Consider the following 16933-nt stretch of genomic DNA (forward strand, 5'->3'; position numbering starts at 1 on the left):
GCTCCCGGTCAGGTGGCGAAGGAAAGATTGCCGCGCGCGGCCAGGATGCGCAGCGCGGTGGCGCGCATCTGCGCATCACTCTCGGCCATCGCCGCGAGGTAGCGCTGGCGCGCGGGGGCAGCATGGCGGCCGAGGGCGTCGACCAGGCTGGCGGCGGCATCGAGCAGGTCGAGGTGCAGGCGCCATCGGTCGGCCTCGCCGTATGGCAGGTCGACCGTGTACGGCATCTGGAACGGCGGCCCGGCATTGCCGGCCTCGGGATGGCGCGCATCGAGCGGCATCTGCATCAGGAGTTCGGACAGCGCGCGCAGGTTGTACATCTCGCCGAAGGTGGCGTTGATGATGGCGCCGCGCGGCGAGGACGCGCCAGTGGCGACGGCGCCGCCGTCGAGCAGGAAGCTGTGGTGCAGGTAGCTGAGGAGCATCCGGTAGCGCACATTGTGCAGGCGCGCCCATTGCGCCGCTTCGCGGTCGACGATCAGCGAGGCCTGCGCGACGCCCGCGGTGACGGCGTCGCCCGGCTGGTCGAGTTCCGGGTCGAGCGACACATAGGGATTGACCGCCACCGGCCGCGCCGGCAACCAGCCTTCGGCCTCGGCCCGTTTCATGCCATGGTAGATCTCGAGGAAGCGGGTGAAGTGCGAACGCCCCATGTCTTGCGAAGCGTCGGGCGCTTCGCCCTGTTCGGCCACCTGGGTCAAGGCGTTGACGGCGTCGTCGCGCGAGGCCAGCGGCATCACCAGCACATCGGGGGTCCTGGGCGCCTTGCCTGGCGCGTGGTCCGGGCGCCGCACGGCGTTGCCGCGCTGGCCCTGGACATAGCCGCGGCCCCATTCGTCGAAGTTGGCCTGGCACGGCACGGTGCAGGCCTGGAACACGCTGTCGGGCAGCAGCTTGTGGTCGCGCAGCAGCGGCAGCAGCTGGGCGAACAGCTCGGACACCTTGTGCGGGCTACTCACCTGTTCATCGACCAGCTTGCCGATCTCGTCGGCGTCCTTGCCTTGCCAGTCGATCGACGATTCGGCATACACGTACTTGGCGACCGACTTCACCGTCAGCGGCTCGAGAGTGAAGGGGAAGGGATAGAACGGCACGTCCCAGGGAAAATCCTCGCGCCCGAAGTTGAGCGGGGCGCCGATCAGGCGTAGCGCATTCTGCACCGTCACCATATGGCCCATCTCTTCCTTGGCGATGCCGAGGATGGTTTCCTGCCAGCCGCGCACGGTATCGCGGTGCTGCTCCGGCACCTGCGGCCCGCCCAGCGAATAGGCCGCGTACAGGTATTGCACCATCAGGCAGTGCTCGATTTCGGCGTCGACGTGGAGCAGGAAGGCGGCCCGGTCGCGCGGCGACAGCTCGTCGCCTTCAGGGCCCATTTGCAACAAGGATTTCTCTGCCTTTGCAGGACTGAAAAGGCGGCGCATCTGTGCAGATCGCATGGTGTCTCCCGGTAGATCGTTAAGAATCGTGACCGCAGAACCCTTGCAAGCCTACTCGCGCTGTTTTGTGGATAAAACCTCGTATTGTAACTAGTGGTTTTTATTCGATGATTGAGGCAGAAATGAAATTTCCGGTAATAGCCTTCATCCATCTGGCGTAAATTTGATGTGAATCAGCAAATATAGCAATAACATTGCGCTGTTCTATTGACTTTCAGTAGCATTGGCTGGCCGCAACATCGGCGTCCTCTCCACGTATTTCCTTGACTACTACTCCAACAAAAAGGACTTTCCCATGCTTGCCAATCTTCCCCTGCGCGCTTCTCCACCAAATGCCGAAAAGGATGCCTTACTCGGCCCGCTTGCCGAACTCGAAGGTTCCTGGAGCGGTCGCGGCTTCGACCTAATCGCCCTGCCGGACAAGCAGAACAACGGCATCTTCCGCCTGATGCTCAATGCGACGATGGAGAGGATGGACTTCACCGCGATCGGCAGCCCGGTGCCGAACCGCGGCTTTGCGCAGGACGACATCCTGATCTACGGCCTGACCTATACCCAGCAGGTCAACGATGCCGAGACGCTGGGCACCCTGCACATCGAAAACGGCATGTGGCTCAACGTGCCGGCCACGACGGCGCCGCCGGCCCCGCCCAGCATCGTGCGCCAGGCCTCGGTCCCGCATGGCAATGCGCTGCTGGTGCAGGGCACCGGAAAGACGGTGCAGGGCAAGCCGGACATCTCGCCGATCAGCACCAAGCCGAGCGGGCCGGGGATGGCGAACGTGGGCCTGGGTTACCTGGATCCTTATTCACATTCGAATTTGCCGGCGGGGATGAAGCAGGGCTATGTGACCGATATGAGCCTGCCGCTGAAGGAAGCGATGGAAGGACAGAAGGTCGTCAGCAACGTGCTGCTGGACGTGGCTTCCAGCCCGACCGACAGCGGCGTGGTGAGCATTCCCTTCGCCGGTCCGAATGCGGAACCGGTCAGCATCAAGGCCACGTTCTGGATCGAGACCGTGCAGCGGCCGGATGGCAGCCAGTTCCTGCAACTGCAGTACAGCCAGACGGTGATGCTCAGGTTCTTCGATATCGACTGGCCGCACGTGTCGGTGGGGACCCTGATCAAGACCTGAACGAGCTTGCCTGCGGGGCGATGGGCCGCATCGACCCCGCATGAGGGAACTTGCCGTGGCGGTAAGCGGCGTAATAGCCGGCCAGTTCTTCGGTGGAGCCGGCGATGAAGGGGCCTTTCGCCACCACCGCGATGTTCTGCGGCTGACCCGCATACAGCAGCAGGCGCGCGCCATCGTCCCCTGCGCGCAAGTCGAGAGCGCTGTCGCCGTCGCCCATCGGGCCGGTCCAGCCGACCATGCCTTTGGCGAGTTTCTCGGCCGTCGCGCCGGCCTTTAAATCTCCCTCGAGCGCCACCACGAAGGCGTTATACGAGGCAGGAACATGCGCCGCGAAGACCGCCCCCGGCGCCAGCCGGATGTCGATCAGGGTCACCGGAACCGCATTCAATGTCGGCGCCGCCGCATCCCCCGACTTGCCGCTGTAGACCGTCGCCACGACGCCGGGCTCGGTGTGCACGGGCATCTCCGCGCGCCGCAGGACCTGCACCCGCGGCGGCATATTGCGCTGCGCCTCGGGCAGGATCAGCCACAGCTGGAACAGGCGCATGCCGCTGGAAACCATCGTGTCTTCGGCATGGACGATGCCGCTGCCGGACGTCATCCATTCGACGTCGCCTTCCTCCAGCCGCCCACCGGTATCTTCCATCGTGCCGTTCAACATGAAGGTGACGGTCTCGAGGCCGGCATGGGGGTGCGCCTCGCCGAACGCTCCGCCCTGCGTGATATTGTCATCGGCCATCAGGAAGAACGGATCGGTGGCTGGCAGGTCGCCGGGCGCCACCACCAGGGCGGCCTTGTGCCGCTCGCCGTCAAAGCCCGGGCCCAGTGGGGGAATGCGGGTGACACGATCGATTGTTCGTTCGAACATTGGGCTATCCTCCTTGTAGTTCAGGGCCATTATCCTTGCCTGCCTGAGCGCGATCTAGCCACGAAAGTGGCGATGTCGTGTCGCGCGATGCGGAACGCGGCAGCTATGAGAGCTTGTCCAGCCGCCACGCCGCTGGCGTCGCGCCGGTCATCTTGCGAAAGGTCCGGCCGAAGTGCACCGCATCCGCGAAACCGGTGGCGACAGCGACGTCCTCCAGGCAGCCATTGGTGTTCAACATCAGGTTCTTGGCGCGCTCGACGCGCTTCTGCAACTGCCACTGATACGGCGCCAGCCCGGTCGACGCCTTGAAGGCGCGGCAGTAATGCGACTGCGACAAGCCGGCCAGTTGCGCGAGTGCCGCGAGCTCGACCCGCGCCGGCATCTTGACCTCGAGATAGCCGATCGCATCCTTGAGCTGGATTGCCGAGAGCCCGGGCTGGCTGCCTTTGGCCTCCCTGGGCCGTTCGAACAGCGTTGCCGCAATCGCCGCGGTGAGCGAGTCGCCGTACAGCTGGGCGGTGGGATCGGGGTCGCCGATCGCATTCGTCAGCAAGCCGATCAAGGTCCACAAGCGGTCATCCGAAAAGCGGAACCGGGGAACGTCGATCACGCGCAGCGAATCGGCTATTCCCAGGCGCTCCTGGAGCAGGTTGGCATCGAAGCTGAACGTCGCACACTTCAGATAGCGCGCATCCGAGGAATGCGCCCATAGCGCCATGTCCGCCGGTGCGATATACAGGGGCCGCGGCTTGTAGGCATGTGGATTGGGGGTGTCGGGCGCCAGCCTGGCCTCGATGTAGTCTCGTCCGACTTCCTCGAGCTGGGCGCCAAGCCAGGTCAGTGCCTGATTGCGCTCTACCGGAAACAGGACCCTGCCCGTGCAGGTGTACTCGTGCCGCTCGACATAAACGCCATTCCAGCAATGGTTGGAGGACGTCAGCCCGGCCACATTCTCGGGAAGGTTATGTGTGTTCGACATATGGGTCACCACCGGTATTGTAAGCCGATGCTGACGAAGCTCAGCGCATCGTCGGCGCCGGTCTCGCGCAGGAAGCTGCCTGGCTGTCCGTAGGCGAGAACCGCCGTCGACGACCACCCCGGGGCCGGCGTCCAGGTGGCGCCGAGCGATGCGATGGTCGCCACGTAGCGCGCACGGCTATCGCCAGCCGGCCCGATCAGCATGCCATTGGGAGCATACACGCCGTCGCGGGTGCTGTGGCGCCAGAAGAAGTCGAGGCTGGCGTTCAGCTGGACCCGTGGCGCCAGTTGCACCGTCAGCGCCGGATGGATGTTGAAGAAGTTACGCGGGCCGAGCGTCGCTTCGTCGCCAAAATAATTACCGCGCGGGTAAATGGGATTGAGGGTGCCGAGGCGGTCGTCGCCGGGGTCCTTGTCGCCGCTGGCGACGGCCAGGAGCAGCGCGGCCCGCGGCCGGCCGGCCACGCCATCGAAGGTGTAACCGGTGTCGGTGGCGAGCGACCAGGCGCGGATATCGGCGTCGCCGAAATGTCCGCCCTGCGCGGCGAGTTCCCAATTCCAGTCCCAGGCTTCGCGGCCGCCGAACAGGCGGGCGCCGACCGTCCAGCGGCGCTCGTGCGCCTCGCCCTGGACGTAGCGGGCAGCGGTGTCTTCATACTGCAGCGCGTAGAGGTCCCAGGAAGTGGGACCGCCGATGCGGGTCGCGTACACGCCGCGCAGCTTCTGCGTCGGCGAGCGCGTGTCATCGAAACTGCCCGGAAGGTTCTGGCGCGGCGCCGCGGCGAAGGCGTCCACACGCCAGGCGCCGCCCGCCGCATAGGCGCGGACGGCTTCGAAGCTGCGCCGCACATTGGGCCCCTCGCGGGCGTCGATGACGCGCCCCGTTCCGAACTGCAGCTCCTGGATGCCGGCCCGAATGCCGACGCGGCCTGCGCCTTCCCCGCTCGACTGCCACTCGACGAATAGATTGGTCGGGTCGAGCCGGTTCTCGTCCACCGGGGACGGGCCTGCGGCGCGGCCGTTGGTGGTCGAGCTGGACAGCTGGGCGAAGCCGCGCCAGTGTTTGCCCAGGCGCAGGTCGGCGAAGATGGAACTGCGATGCATCAGCACACCCCATCGATCCTGGGCTTGCAGCCCGTAGCGCGGATTGCCGGTGTGCTCGTAGCGCAGGCGCAGGTCGCCGCCCATCGTCAGGCGCACGTGATCGGCGAGCGGGCGGTCCTTCCAGCATGCGGCGCGGCTGCCGCCTTCGGCGCATCCCTGGCGCTGGGCCTTGACATCGTCGTCGAAGCGCAACGGCCGGAACTGCGCCAGCGCGGCATCGGCCGCCAGCAGCAAGGGGAGGCCGAGCCACGCCGCGCGCAGGTTCACCTCACCGAGCCTGGTAATAGCCGCCGAAGTGCTTGATCGGCGACCAGGCGGGCAGGATCTCGGGCAATACCGGCGTCAGCGAACCGTAATCCTGGGCGCCGTACACCACCCGGCCATCCATCACGGTCAGGACCGAGGAAACGGACTTGATCTGGGATTCCGGCACCGCAAAGTAATCCCGGTCCAGCAGCACGAAGTCGGCGAGGTGGCCGGGGGCGACCATGCCCATCTCGGACTCGGTGCTGATGAACCACGCCGCATTACGCGTGAACAGCCTCAGTGCTTCTTCACGTGTGAGGCGATTGTCCTTGGCCAGGATTTCGGCGCCGGAGATCGACTTCCCGGACACCATCCAGCTGATGCCGATCCACGGATTGAACGAGGCGGCGCGGAATGCGTCGGTGGTCATGGCCAGCGGGATCCCGCTATCGACGAGATGGCGCAGGCGCGGGGTCTGCAAAGCCTTTTCGCGGCCATGGGTCTTGACGAAGCTGTCGCCGTGCAGCGCCATCTTGGTGTCCAGCGCGATGCCGCCGCCCAGTGCCTTCACCCGTGCGATATTGGCCGGACTGATGGTCTCGGCGTGTTCGAGGCTCCAGCGCAGGCCGTCGAGCGGCATCTTCTGGTTGAGCTTCTCGAGCGCATCAAGGAAGGGCGTGATGTTCTCATCGTAGGTGATGTGCTCGCGGAAGGGAATGCGCCGCTGGACCAGCTTGGAGATGTCGCGCTCGACCAGTTGATGCATCTTGGCCGGCTCGATGATGAGCGCCGGACGATCGAAGTTCTCGTGGTCGTGCACCTCCACCGACAGCAGCTCGCCGGCGCCCTGGTAGGAGTGGCCATGGGCCAGGTGCGGGTGCAGGTTGTGGCCGGGAGCGATCGGCGCCGTCTTCGTGATCGCCGTGATCTGCGCATCCACCACGTTGAAGTCGGCGCCATCGCCGAACTGGATGTCCATGAAGGGCATGCGGATGTTGAGGCGGTTGTCGCGGGCCAGGGCATCCACGGTGCGCACGGCCTTGGGATAGCCGCGGAAGCCCGTGCCCGCATCGACGATGGACGTCACCCCGACGCGGTTGAGACTATGGACAATCTGGACCAGCGAGCTCACTTCCTCGTCCGGGGTGAGCTGGGGGACCATGGTTTCCATGGCGATGAAGGTGAAGGTGTAGCCGTGGACCACGCCGGTGTAGCGGCCTTGCGCATCCCTTTCCAGCTCGGTGCCGGGCAGGTTGGGGAACTTGTCGGTGCCCACGCCGAAGGCGTCCATCGCCAGCTGGTTCATGAAGCCGCGGTTGTAGGCGTACTGCACGATCAAGGGGTGGTTGGGGACGGCCTTGCGCAGTTCGTCCATGGTGGGGTAGCGGTTCTCCTCGAACTGGTAGGGAGACCAGCCGCCGACCACTTTTACCCATTGGCCTTTCGGGGTGCGCTTGGCCTGCTCGCTCAGCATTTGCAGGGCCCGGCGCAGCGTGGGCACGCCGTCCCAGCGCAGGGTGTAGTTGTAGCCGAGTTCGTTGAGCACGTGGGTGTGGGCGTCGATGATGCCGGGGATGAGGCGGCGGCCGCGCGAATCGATGATCTTCGTGTTGGCGTTCTTCAGGCCCAGCACCTCGGCATCGGTGCCGACCGAGTAGATGCGGCCGTTCTTGACGGCCACGGCAGAGGCGGCGGGTTGGGCCGGATTGCCGGTGTGGATCTTGGCGTTATGGACGATCAGGTCGGCGCCTGGCGTTTCTTGACTGGCTTGGGCGAGGGCGTTGGTCAAGCCACTTAATACCACGAGTCCGATGAATAAAATTGACTTCACTGCTGCTCCCCATTCGAAGGATTGAAAGTACATTGAATGAGGAGAGGTTACCTATACGGTCCAGTACGGTCACTGACCATTCTTGCTGTTTGCAGTACGATCCGATCATGTCGTTACGGTCGCGGCATTCGACAGCATCGTATCGGCGATATCCAGCATCGCCCGCAGGCGATCCATATGCCGCAGGTCGTGGTGGTAGCCCACCCAGATATCCCGGCTCGGGGGTCGATCCGGCATGTCGATGCGCTGCAATCCGGGTAACGCATCGCCAAGCGGCCTTGGCAGCACTGCAATGCCCATGCCGCGCTGGCACATCTGCGCCTGGACGGCCCGGCTCGTGCTGGTGAAGACGCGCCGCGACGAAGGAAACCTGTCGAGCAGCCAGGCGACATCCGGAAAGTGGGACTGCGCGGTATTCATCAGGATCAGCCCTACCGAAGCCGGATCGGCCCGCAGAGCAGATGCGGTATCTGCCGAGCCATACAGGCCATATGGAATGCTCATCAGGCGGCGCTGGACGATGTCCGGTTCGCTGAAAGGAACGAGGCGAAACGCCACATCGGCCTCGCGCCGCGACAGATCGAGCAAGCGGTAGCTGGCGATGACTTCCGGCACGACGGCCGGGTGGCGGCGCGTCAATTCGGCCAGGACAGGCGCCAGGACATAGCCTGCAAACCACTCTGCAGAGGATATGCGCAACATGCCTTCGAGACGTTCGTGGTTGCCCGCCAAGCGTCTTTCCATGGCCAGCGCGGAATTTTCCATGGATTCCGCCAGCGCCAGCACGCCGTCCCCGGCGTCCGTGAACACCAGTCCATCCCTGGTGCGGCGAAACAGCGCCTGCTCGGCCTCGTCTTCCAGCGCCTTGATCCGGCGACCCACTGTCGGATGGCTCACACCCAGTGTCCGGGCGGCTTCGCCGAACGAGCCGCTGCGTACCACCGCCAGGAAGATGCGGACGTCGTTCCATTCCATGTCGTTGCTACCCGTTCAAAAATGTACTTGAAATATACATGGATGGCAGTTCTCAAACAATATTGTAGGGGTCACCATGGCGTCTCAACCTTGCTGGTCCAGGCCGGCCTTATTGGGATATCAAGACATGAACAAGTTGAAAGACAAGGTCGCCATCGTGACGGGAGCTTCAAAAGGAATTGGCGCGGGCATCGCCCGCCGGCTCGCGGCCGATGGCGCGAAGGTCGTCGTCAATTACGCCTCGAGCAGGAGCGGTGCGGACAAGGTGGTCGCCGACATCGAAGCCGCTGGCGGGCAAGCCATCGCGGTGGGCGCGGACGTCACCAGGAAGACGGAGGTCGACGCGCTGGTGAAGGCGGCAATCGACCATTTCGGGCGCCTGGACATCGTGGTGAACAACTCCGGCATCTACCAGTTCGCCAGAATCGAAGAGACCACCGAAGAACTCTATCGCAAGCAGTTCGATATCAACGTCCTCGGCCCGCTGCTGGTCGCCGCCGCCGCCGCGCCGCATCTGGGCGAGGGCGCCAGCATCATCAACATCAGTTCCAACGTCACGAGCGTTCTGCCGGCCGAGAGCGCCATCTACAGCGGCACGAAGGGCGCGATCGACACCATCACCGGTGTGCTGGCGCGCGAACTCGGCCCGCGCGGCATCCGTGTCAATGCCGTCAATCCCGGCCTGGTCGACACCGAAGGCACCCACACCGCAGGGGCGATCGGATCCGACTTCCAGGCCTGGAACGAGGAACGGACACCGCTCGGCCGCGTCGGCCAGGTGCAGGACATCGCGCCGATCGTTGCCTTTCTCGCGTCAAGCGATGCCGGCTGGGTGACGGGCGAAATCATCCTGGGTTCAGGGGGCATGCGCTGATGGAAATCGGCATCGTCGGGCTCGGTGCAATGGGCCGCGAGATTGCGCGCAATCTGGCTGCGGCTGGGCATGCGGTGAAGGCGTGGAATCGTTCTGGTGGGGACGTCGCAGGCGTGCGGATGGTGGAGACGCCGGCTCAGGCGCTGCAGGCGGACGTCGCCCTGACGATGCTGTCCGACGATGCGGCGATCCGCGGTGTTTTATTGGACAGCGGGGCCCTCTTGCAAGCGCGCAGAGGATTGGTGCATATCGTCGCGTCGACTATATCCGTCGTGTTCGCACAGGAACTCGTGGCGTATCACCGGGCTGCGGAGATCGACTACGTGGCCGCCCCGGTGCTGGGCCGGCCGGACGTTGCCGCCAGGGGCGAACTCCAGGTGCTGGCCGCCGGTCCGCCCGCGGCACTGGACACAGTACGGCCGGTGCTGGAGGTCATCGGCAAGCGGGTCTGGGATATGGGCATGGAACCGCCCACCGCATACGCTTGCAAGCTTGCCTGCAATATGATGATCACGATGGCGATCGAGGCCATGGCCGAAGCCGTCGTGCTGACCGAATCGCATGGACTGGTGCGAGAACGTTTCTTCGACCTGATCCTGAATACCCTGTTCGGCAGCCGCCCATACCAGGTCTATTCGGCCAATATCGCTCACGATCGCTACGAACCGGGATTCAAGGCATCGCTGGGCTTGAAGGATCTGCGGCTTGCGCATGCGGCGGCGGAACAGCTGGGGCGAAAGCTGCCGATGCTCGATGCCGTTCGTCATCGGATGGGCGAGGCCGTCAATGCCGGCGGTGGTGAAAGGGATTGGTCGGTGATGGCTGACTACACGATTCGATCGGCATAGCTATCTTATGCTGGAGGAACAGGAGCCAGCCATCTCTACCGAGACGTGCCGATGTGGAAAGCCTTACTCGACCGTCACCGACTTCGCCAGATTACGCGGCTTGTCCACATCGGTGCCACGCGCCAGCGCCGTGTGATACGCCAGCAACTGCAGCGCCGCCACGTGCAGGATCGGCGACAGCAGGCCGTAGTGTTCCGGCAGACGAATCACGTGCAGGCCATCGCCCGAGGTGATGCGCGAATCGACGTCGGCGAATACATACAGCTGGCCGCCGCGCGCGCGCACTTCCTGCATATTCGACTTCAGCTTTTCCAGCAGCGCATCGTTCGGCGCGATCGTTACCACTGGCATCTCTTCGGTCACCAGCGCCAGCGGGCCGTGCTTGAGTTCGCCGGCCGGGTAGGCCTCGGCGTGGATGTACGAGATTTCCTTGAGCTTCAGCGCGCCTTCCAGGGCGATCGGGTAGTGGATGCCGCGGCCCAGGAACAGGGCGTTCTCCTTGCGCGCGAATTCCTCGGCCCAGGCGATGATCTGCGGCTCGAGCGCCAGCACCGACGAGAGCGCGACCGGCAGGTGGCGCATCATTTTGAGGTGTTCGGCTTCCTCGGCGTCGGTCAGGCGGCCATTGACTTGCGCCAGGGTCAGGGTCAACAGGAACAGGGCCGCCAGCTGGGTGGTGAAGGCCTTGGTCGAGGCCACGCCGACTTCGACGCCGGCGCGTGTGATGTAGGCCAGCTGGCACTCGCGCACCATGGCGCTGGTCGAGACGTTGCAGATGGTCAGCGTGTGGTTCATGCCGAGGCTGCGTGCGTGCTTGAGTGCGGCCAGGGTGTCGGCCGTCTCGCCGCTCTGCGAGATGGTCACCACCAGGGTGTCGGGGTGCGGCACGCTGTCGCGGTAGCGGTATTCGCTGGCGATCTCGACGTTCACCGGCACCTTGGCCACCGATTCGATCCAGTACTTGGCCGTCAGGCCCGCGTAGTAGCTGGTGCCGCAGGCCAGGATCAGCACGCGGTCGATCTTCTTGAACACGGCATAGGCGCCGTCGCCGAAGAGTTCCGGCATCACGCCGGTCACGCCCTCGAGGGTGTCGCCGATGACGCGCGGCTGCTCGAAGATCTCTTTCTGCATATAGTGGCGGTATGGGCCGAGCTCGGCCGCGCCGGTGTGGGCGTGCACGGTTTTTACTTCGCGCTCGACCGGACGGCCATCGACGTCGACGATCCAGTAGCGGGCCAGTTGCAGGTCGACCACGTCGCCTTCTTCCAGGTAGATGATCTGGTCGGTGGTGCCGGCCAGCGCCATCGCGTCGGAAGCGACGAAGTTCTCGTCCTTGCCCACGCCGACGATCAGCGGCGAGCCCTGGCGCGCGGCGATCACGCGGTGCGGTTCTTCGCGGCAGAACACGGCAATGGCGTAGGCGCCGTGCAGGCGCTTGACGGCTTGCTGCACGGTCTCGAACAGGTCGCCGGTGTACAGGTGGTCGACCAGGTGGGCGATGACTTCGGTGTCGGTCTGGCTCGTGAACTTGTAGCCCAGCTTGGTGAGTTCGTCGCGCAGCTCGTCGTGGTTTTCGATGATGCCGTTGTGGACAAGTGCGATGCGCGCATTGTCTTCGGTCGGCGAGAAATGCGGGTGGGCATTGTGCGACGCCGGGGCGCCGTGGGTGGCCCAGCGGGTGTGGGCGATGCCGGTGAAGCCGTCGAGGCGTGCTTCCTTGACCTGCGATTCGAGGTCGGCCACGCGCGAGGTGGAGCGCGAGCGGGTCAGGCGGCCATCGAGGTGGATAGCCACGCCACAGGAGTCGTAACCCCGGTATTCGAGGCGTTTCAGGCCCTCGATCAGGACGGGGGTGATATTACGTTTTGCGACTGCTCCGACGATACCGCACATGGCTAACCTCTCGAATGGATAAACTGTTGAGTCTTATCGTAGAGCAATCTGAATGAAATAAGCTTACAGTGCGCGCCAGATTTTGTTAGATTATTTCATCTACACATGAACAAGAAATCTTGATTCATATAAATCAGAAAATTTATCGAATATTTCATCAAGATGACAGAGCCACCTGATCTCGACGACCTCGATCGTCGCATCCTGACTATTTTGCAAACTGACGCATCGCATACGAACGCCGAACTGGCGGCCCTCGTGCATGTGTCGCCGCCGACTTGCCTGCGCCGCGTGAAGCAGCTGACGGAAAGTGGCGTCATCGAGCGCCAGGTGGCGATCGTGGCGCCCGACAAGGTCGGCAGCCGCCTGTCCGCCATCGTCGAGATCACGCTCGACGTGCAGGCCGCCGAGCGCATGGAAGAGTTCGAGAAGCTGGCCGCCAGGGAAGCGGCCGTGCTGCAGTGCTACCGGGTGTCGCCAGGACCCGATTTCGTGCTGGTCGTGCAGGTCGCCGACATGCCGGCCTATCATGCGCTGGCGCACCGGCTGTTCACCTCGCACGCCAATGTGCGCAACGTCAAAGCCTATTTTTCGACCCACCGCAGCAAATTCGACACCCGGATCGCCGTCTAGATCACAGGCCGCAGCCTGTGGATAATATTGTGGAAGACCAGGTGAATGAACAGTGGGCAAGCACGGTAAAACCCTGTGTTTATCTTGTTTGTTTCCTGTGATTACCCTGTCGACAGCCGGTGGATTACTTCTTCACTTTCACCGGACGCTTCCATCCTTCGATCGTGACTTGCTTGGGCCGCGAGATGGTCAGCTTGCCGGCCGGCGCATCCTTGGTGAGCGTGGTGCCGGCGCCCAGGGTGGCGCCCTTGCCGATCGTCACCGGCGCCACCAGTTGGCTGTCGCTGCCCACGAATACTTCGTCCTCGATCACGGTACGGAACTTGTTGGCGCCATCGTAGTTGCAGGTAATGACACCGGCGCCGATGTTGACGCGCGATCCGACGGTGGCGTCGCCGATATAGGCCAGGTGGTTGGCCTTGCTGTGCGCCGCCACGGTGCTGTTCTTGACCTCGACAAAGTTACCCACATGGACGTCCTCGCCCAGCTCGGTGCCTGGACGCAAGCGTGCATACGGTCCGATCTGCGAGGCGGCGCCAATGGTGGCGCCTTCGATATGGCAGAACGGCTTGATGTTGGCGCCAGCGCCGACCGTGGCGCCGACCAGCACGCAGTTGGCGCCGACCTTCACGCCGTCGGCCAGTTCGACTTTACCTTCGAACACGCAGCCGACGTCGATAAGGACATCGCGGCCGCAAATCAGTTCGCCGCGCACATCGATGCGCGCCGGATCCATCAAGGTCACGCCTTTTTCCAGCAGGGCATGGGCGATATTCAATTGATGACGACGCTCGAGCTCGGCCAACTGCACCTTGCTATTGACGCCAGCCACTTCCCATTCGCCCGACGGGTTCGCCGACACCACCGGCACGCCGTCCGCCACGGCCTGGGCCACGATATCGGTGAGGTAGTACTCGCCCTGGGCGTTATTGTTGGACAGCGCCGCCAGCCACTTCTTGAGGTGGCGGGTCGGGACCGCCATGATGCCGCTATTGATTTCGCGGATGGCGCGCTCGGCCTCGCTGGCATCCTTTTCTTCGACGATGCGCACGATCTTGCCGTTCTCGCGCACGATGCGGCCCAGGCCGAAGGGGTTGGCCTGTTCGACCGTCAGGATGCCCAGCTTGTCGCTTCCTGCGGCCTCGACCAGGCGGCGCAGTGAGTCGGCCGTCGTCAGCGGCACGTCGCCGTACAGCACCAGGGTGGCGCTGCCATCGTCCAGTTGCGGCACGGCCTGCATCACCGCATGGCCGGTGCCCAGCTGCGGCTGCTGCAGGGCGGTATCGATCGTAATGCCGGTCTCTTGCGCCAGCGCGGCCACCATCTCGGGCACCGCTGCGCCGCCGTGCCCGTAAATCACACATAATTTCTGCGGACTCAGGCTACGTGCCGTATCGATAACGTGGCGCAACAGCGGCTTACCAGCCAATGGATGCAGGACTTTCGGCAGGGCGGATTGCATGCGCTTTCCCATGCCGGCGGCGAGGATCACAACGTTCATAAGCCGTTCTCAAAAAGTTGAAAATATGAAAAATTCTAGCATGCGAGATACCTTCTTCCGGCGCACCTTTGCGCTATTGGCAATTGCCTTGATGGCGCTGGCGGCCGGTTGCAGCACCATTCGCTTCTCGTACAACCAGGGCGACACCTTACTGTACTGGTGGATGAATTCCTATGTCGATTTTGAAGGACAACAGGCCGACATCGCCAAGCGCGACATCAATGGCCTGTTCCAATGGCATCGCCAGACCCAGTTGCGCGACTATGCTGCTTTATTAGGCAATTTCCAGCAAAAAATGGCTGGCAACCCGAGCCAGGCCGACCTGCTCCAGGCCTACCGCGAGATCCGCGTGCGCGGCGAACGCCTGTCCCAGCGCGCGGTGCCGGAACTGACGACGCTGGCCATGTCGATCACCCCAGCGCAAATCGCCAATATCGACAAGAAGTTCAAGGACAAGAACGAGGAATACCGCCGCAAGTTCATGAGCGGCAGCGTCGAAAAGCGCCAGCGCGCGCGCTTCAAGAAATCGATGGAGCAGATGGAACTGTGGTTCGGCCGATTCAGCAGCGAGCAGGAGGCCGCCCTGCGCCACGCCTCCGACCTGCGCCCACTCGATAACCAGCAGTGGCTGGAGGAGCGCCAGTACCGCCAGCGCCGCATCCTGGCGCTGCTGCAAGAGGTGCAACAGAAAAAGCTCAACCGCGAGCAGACCACGGCCAGGGTGCAAGGCCTGATGCGCGAGTTATTCACACGCATGGAGTCGCCCGAGCGCAAAGCCTTCTATGACGCCAGCATCGACCACACGACGAAATACATCCTGACCGCGATCAAACTGGCGACGCCGCAGCAGAAGGCCCATGCACAGCAGCGCATGCAGGGCTGGATCAATGATTTCGAGGCCTTGGCAGCAGGTAAATAAGAAGGCAAGGGCGGCCCCCGCAGGCACGGAAAACCGCATGCTATAGTGCCGCCCATGCAAAGAAAGTCCATGAAATCAAGGCCCCAGGCCGCCAAACCCCACGGCGCGCCGCGCATGGCCCAGCACCAGGTCCGCATCATCGGCGGCGCCTGGAAACGCACCCTGCTGCCGGTGGTCGACGCCCTCGGCCTGCGTCCCACGCCGGACCGCGTGCGCGAAACCGTCTTCAACTGGATCAACCACCAGCTCGGCAGCGACTGGGACCAGGCCACTTTCCTCGACCTGTACGCCGGTTCCGGCGTGCTCGGCTTCGAGGCTGCCAGCCGCGGCGCGGCGAAGGTGACCATGGTCGACAACCACGCCCCGGCGGTGCGCCAGCTCGAAGCCAACCGCGACAAGCTCAAGGCCGACAATATCACCGTGCTGCGCGCCGACGCCCTGACCCTGGCGCAAGACCTGGCCACCCGCGGCCAGCGCTTCGACGTGATCTTCCTCGACCCGCCTTATCAACAGGATCTGCTGGCCAAGACCCTGCCGCTGTGCGCGGCGCTGCTGCCTGATGGCGGCATGGTGTATGCCGAGGCCGAGGCGCCGTTGCCGACCGACGGCGACGACGTTCCCGACTGGCTGAACGGATGGGAAGTGGTGCGCGCGGACAAGGCAGGCATGGTCTACTACCATTTGCTGAAGCTGCAAGAAAAGGCGGCCTGACTCCCGCCAAGGGCATGGAAACCGCACAGCCATTGGGCAAACCATGCCCCAGGCTGGGGCGAATGCCGTGTTTTCAGGCATAATGCGCGTTCTAATAGGGTGTTAATTTTCAGGGAGCCGCAATGGTTGTAGCCGTTTATCCAGGTACGTTCGATCCGCTGACCCGCGGCCACGAGGATTTGGTACGCCGCGCATCCGGGCTGTTCGACCGACTGGTGGTCGGCGTCGCCGACAGCCGCAACAAACGTCCGTTCTTCACGCTCGAAGAACGCCTGGATATCGCCAACGAAGTGCTTGGCCATTACCCCAATGTGCAGGTCGAGAGCTTCTCGGGCCTGCTCAAGGACTTCGTGCGCAAGCACGACGCCCGCGTGATCGTGCGCGGCCTGCGCGCGGTGTCCGATTTCGAATACGAGTTCCAGATGGCGGGCATGAACCGCTACCTGCTGCCCGACGTCGAAACCATGTTCCTGACCCCGTCCGACCAGTACCAGTTCATTTCGGGCACCATCGTGCGCGAGATCGCCATGCTGGGCGGCGACGTCTCCAAATTCGTATTCCCTTCGGTCGACCGCTGGCTGCAGCAGAAAATCGCCAGCCTGGCGCAAGCGCCGAAGGCCTGATTCTCCAGGACGTATCATGGCTTTATTGATTACCGACGACTGCATCAACTGCGACGTCTGCGAACCCGAATGCCCCAACGATGCCATTTCGATGGGCGAAGAGTATTACCAGATCGATCCGCACAAGTGCACCGAGTGCGTCGGCCATTTCGATGAACCGCAATGCGTGCAACTGTGCCCGGTTGCCTGCATTCCGCTCAATCCGGAGTGGCGCGAATCGCGCGAAGAACTTCTCATCAAGTACGAGCGGCTAACGGCCGACAAGGCCCCAGCCTAATCCGTTCCCCAAGCCGGCAACCCTGCCGGCTTTTTTGTTTCCTCTCCCAGCTTTCCTGAGCGCGTACCGGCTTGTCCG

At 63.6% G+C, this 16933-nt stretch carries 16 protein-coding genes; 8 read left to right on the top strand and 8 right to left on the bottom strand.

Features of this window, described 5'->3' with window-relative positions; all coding sequences use genetic code 11:
* Positions 1-8 precede the first annotated feature (8 nt).
* The gene (locus AC3A6F_RS19075; RefSeq protein ID WP_487684175.1) at positions 9-1376 is read right to left on the bottom strand and encodes a ferritin-like domain-containing protein; all 1368 of its coding nucleotides are present in this window, start codon (positions 1374-1376) and stop codon (positions 9-11) included.
* Positions 1377-1734: 358 nt separating this feature from the next.
* On the opposite strand from AC3A6F_RS19075, the gene AC3A6F_RS19080 reads away from it, so the two are divergent.
* The gene (locus AC3A6F_RS19080; protein ID WP_487683530.1) at positions 1735-2574 is read left to right on the top strand and encodes a heme-binding protein; all 840 of its coding nucleotides are present in this window, start codon (positions 1735-1737) and stop codon (positions 2572-2574) included.
* Here the strand turns inward: AC3A6F_RS19080 and AC3A6F_RS19085 are convergent.
* The 5 genes from AC3A6F_RS19085 to AC3A6F_RS19105 all read right to left on the bottom strand — a co-directional run bounded on the left by AC3A6F_RS19085 (position 2564) and on the right by AC3A6F_RS19105 (position 8576).
* Positions 2564-3442: a pirin family protein gene (locus AC3A6F_RS19085; RefSeq protein WP_487683532.1), complete on the bottom strand. Its 879-nt coding sequence runs from the start codon at positions 3440-3442 to the stop codon at positions 2564-2566. The genes AC3A6F_RS19080 and AC3A6F_RS19085 overlap by 11 nt on opposite strands.
* 103 nt (positions 3443-3545) lie before the next feature.
* A complete protein-coding gene (locus tag AC3A6F_RS19090; RefSeq protein ID WP_487683535.1) occupies positions 3546-4421 on the bottom strand; it encodes a helix-turn-helix domain-containing protein in 876 nt (291 codons plus the stop codon).
* 5 nt (positions 4422-4426) lie between these two features.
* A complete protein-coding gene (locus AC3A6F_RS19095; RefSeq protein WP_487683538.1) occupies positions 4427-5791 on the bottom strand; it encodes an alginate export family protein in 1365 nt (454 codons plus the stop codon).
* A gap of 1 nt (position 5792) precedes the next feature.
* Positions 5793-7559: an amidohydrolase gene (locus AC3A6F_RS19100; protein WP_487683540.1), complete on the bottom strand. Its 1767-nt coding sequence runs from the start codon at positions 7557-7559 to the stop codon at positions 5793-5795.
* A gap of 147 nt (positions 7560-7706) precedes the next feature.
* Positions 7707-8576: a LysR family transcriptional regulator gene (locus AC3A6F_RS19105; protein WP_487683543.1), complete on the bottom strand. Its 870-nt coding sequence runs from the start codon at positions 8574-8576 to the stop codon at positions 7707-7709.
* 127 nt (positions 8577-8703) lie between these two features.
* Between AC3A6F_RS19105 and AC3A6F_RS19110 the strand changes: the two genes are divergently transcribed.
* Together AC3A6F_RS19110 and AC3A6F_RS19115 are read left to right on the top strand one after the other, a co-directional pair.
* On the top strand, positions 8704-9450 hold the full coding sequence (locus AC3A6F_RS19110; protein ID WP_487683546.1) for a glucose 1-dehydrogenase: 747 nt from the start codon (positions 8704-8706) through the stop codon (positions 9448-9450).
* Positions 9450-10298, top strand: a complete 849-nt coding sequence (locus tag AC3A6F_RS19115) for an NAD(P)-dependent oxidoreductase (RefSeq protein WP_487683549.1) — start codon at positions 9450-9452, stop codon at positions 10296-10298. The genes AC3A6F_RS19110 and AC3A6F_RS19115 overlap by 1 nt, the downstream gene beginning before the upstream one ends.
* Positions 10299-10361: 63 nt before the next feature.
* Here the strand turns inward: AC3A6F_RS19115 and glmS are convergent, their stop codons facing one another.
* Positions 10362-12191, bottom strand: coding sequence for a glutamine--fructose-6-phosphate transaminase (isomerizing) (gene glmS, locus AC3A6F_RS19120; protein WP_487683552.1), 1830 nt, complete (start codon positions 12189-12191; stop codon positions 10362-10364).
* Positions 12192-12353: 162 nt separating this feature from the next.
* Between glmS and AC3A6F_RS19125 the strand changes: the two genes are divergently transcribed.
* Entirely contained in the window at positions 12354-12824 is a 471-nt protein-coding gene (locus tag AC3A6F_RS19125) for an Lrp/AsnC family transcriptional regulator (RefSeq protein ID WP_487683556.1), read from the top strand.
* A 124-nt stretch (positions 12825-12948) separates the two neighbouring features.
* Here AC3A6F_RS19125 and glmU read toward each other — a convergent pair whose 3' ends face one another.
* A complete protein-coding gene (gene glmU / locus AC3A6F_RS19130) occupies positions 12949-14325 on the bottom strand; it encodes a bifunctional UDP-N-acetylglucosamine diphosphorylase/glucosamine-1-phosphate N-acetyltransferase GlmU (RefSeq protein WP_487683557.1) in 1377 nt (458 codons plus the stop codon).
* 40 nt (positions 14326-14365) lie between these two features.
* Here glmU and AC3A6F_RS19135 point away from each other — a divergent pair, with 40 nt between their 5' ends.
* The 4 genes from AC3A6F_RS19135 to AC3A6F_RS19150 all read left to right on the top strand — a co-directional run bounded on the left by AC3A6F_RS19135 (position 14366) and on the right by AC3A6F_RS19150 (position 16855).
* Positions 14366-15244: a DUF6279 family lipoprotein gene (locus tag AC3A6F_RS19135; protein ID WP_487683559.1), complete on the top strand. Its 879-nt coding sequence runs from the start codon at positions 14366-14368 to the stop codon at positions 15242-15244.
* Between the two features lie 69 nt (positions 15245-15313).
* Positions 15314-15955: a 16S rRNA (guanine(966)-N(2))-methyltransferase RsmD gene (rsmD, locus tag AC3A6F_RS19140; protein ID WP_487683561.1), complete on the top strand. Its 642-nt coding sequence runs from the start codon at positions 15314-15316 to the stop codon at positions 15953-15955.
* A gap of 122 nt (positions 15956-16077) precedes the next feature.
* Complete coding sequence (coaD, locus tag AC3A6F_RS19145) at positions 16078-16578, top strand: pantetheine-phosphate adenylyltransferase (RefSeq protein ID WP_487683564.1); 501 nt, start codon at positions 16078-16080, stop codon at positions 16576-16578.
* Between the two features lie 16 nt (positions 16579-16594).
* A complete protein-coding gene (locus tag AC3A6F_RS19150) occupies positions 16595-16855 on the top strand; it encodes a YfhL family 4Fe-4S dicluster ferredoxin (RefSeq protein ID WP_123067682.1) in 261 nt (86 codons plus the stop codon).
* The last annotated feature ends 78 nt before the right edge of the window (positions 16856-16933 follow it).

This window comes from Massilia sp. Soil_C_3 (assembly GCF_057657035.1).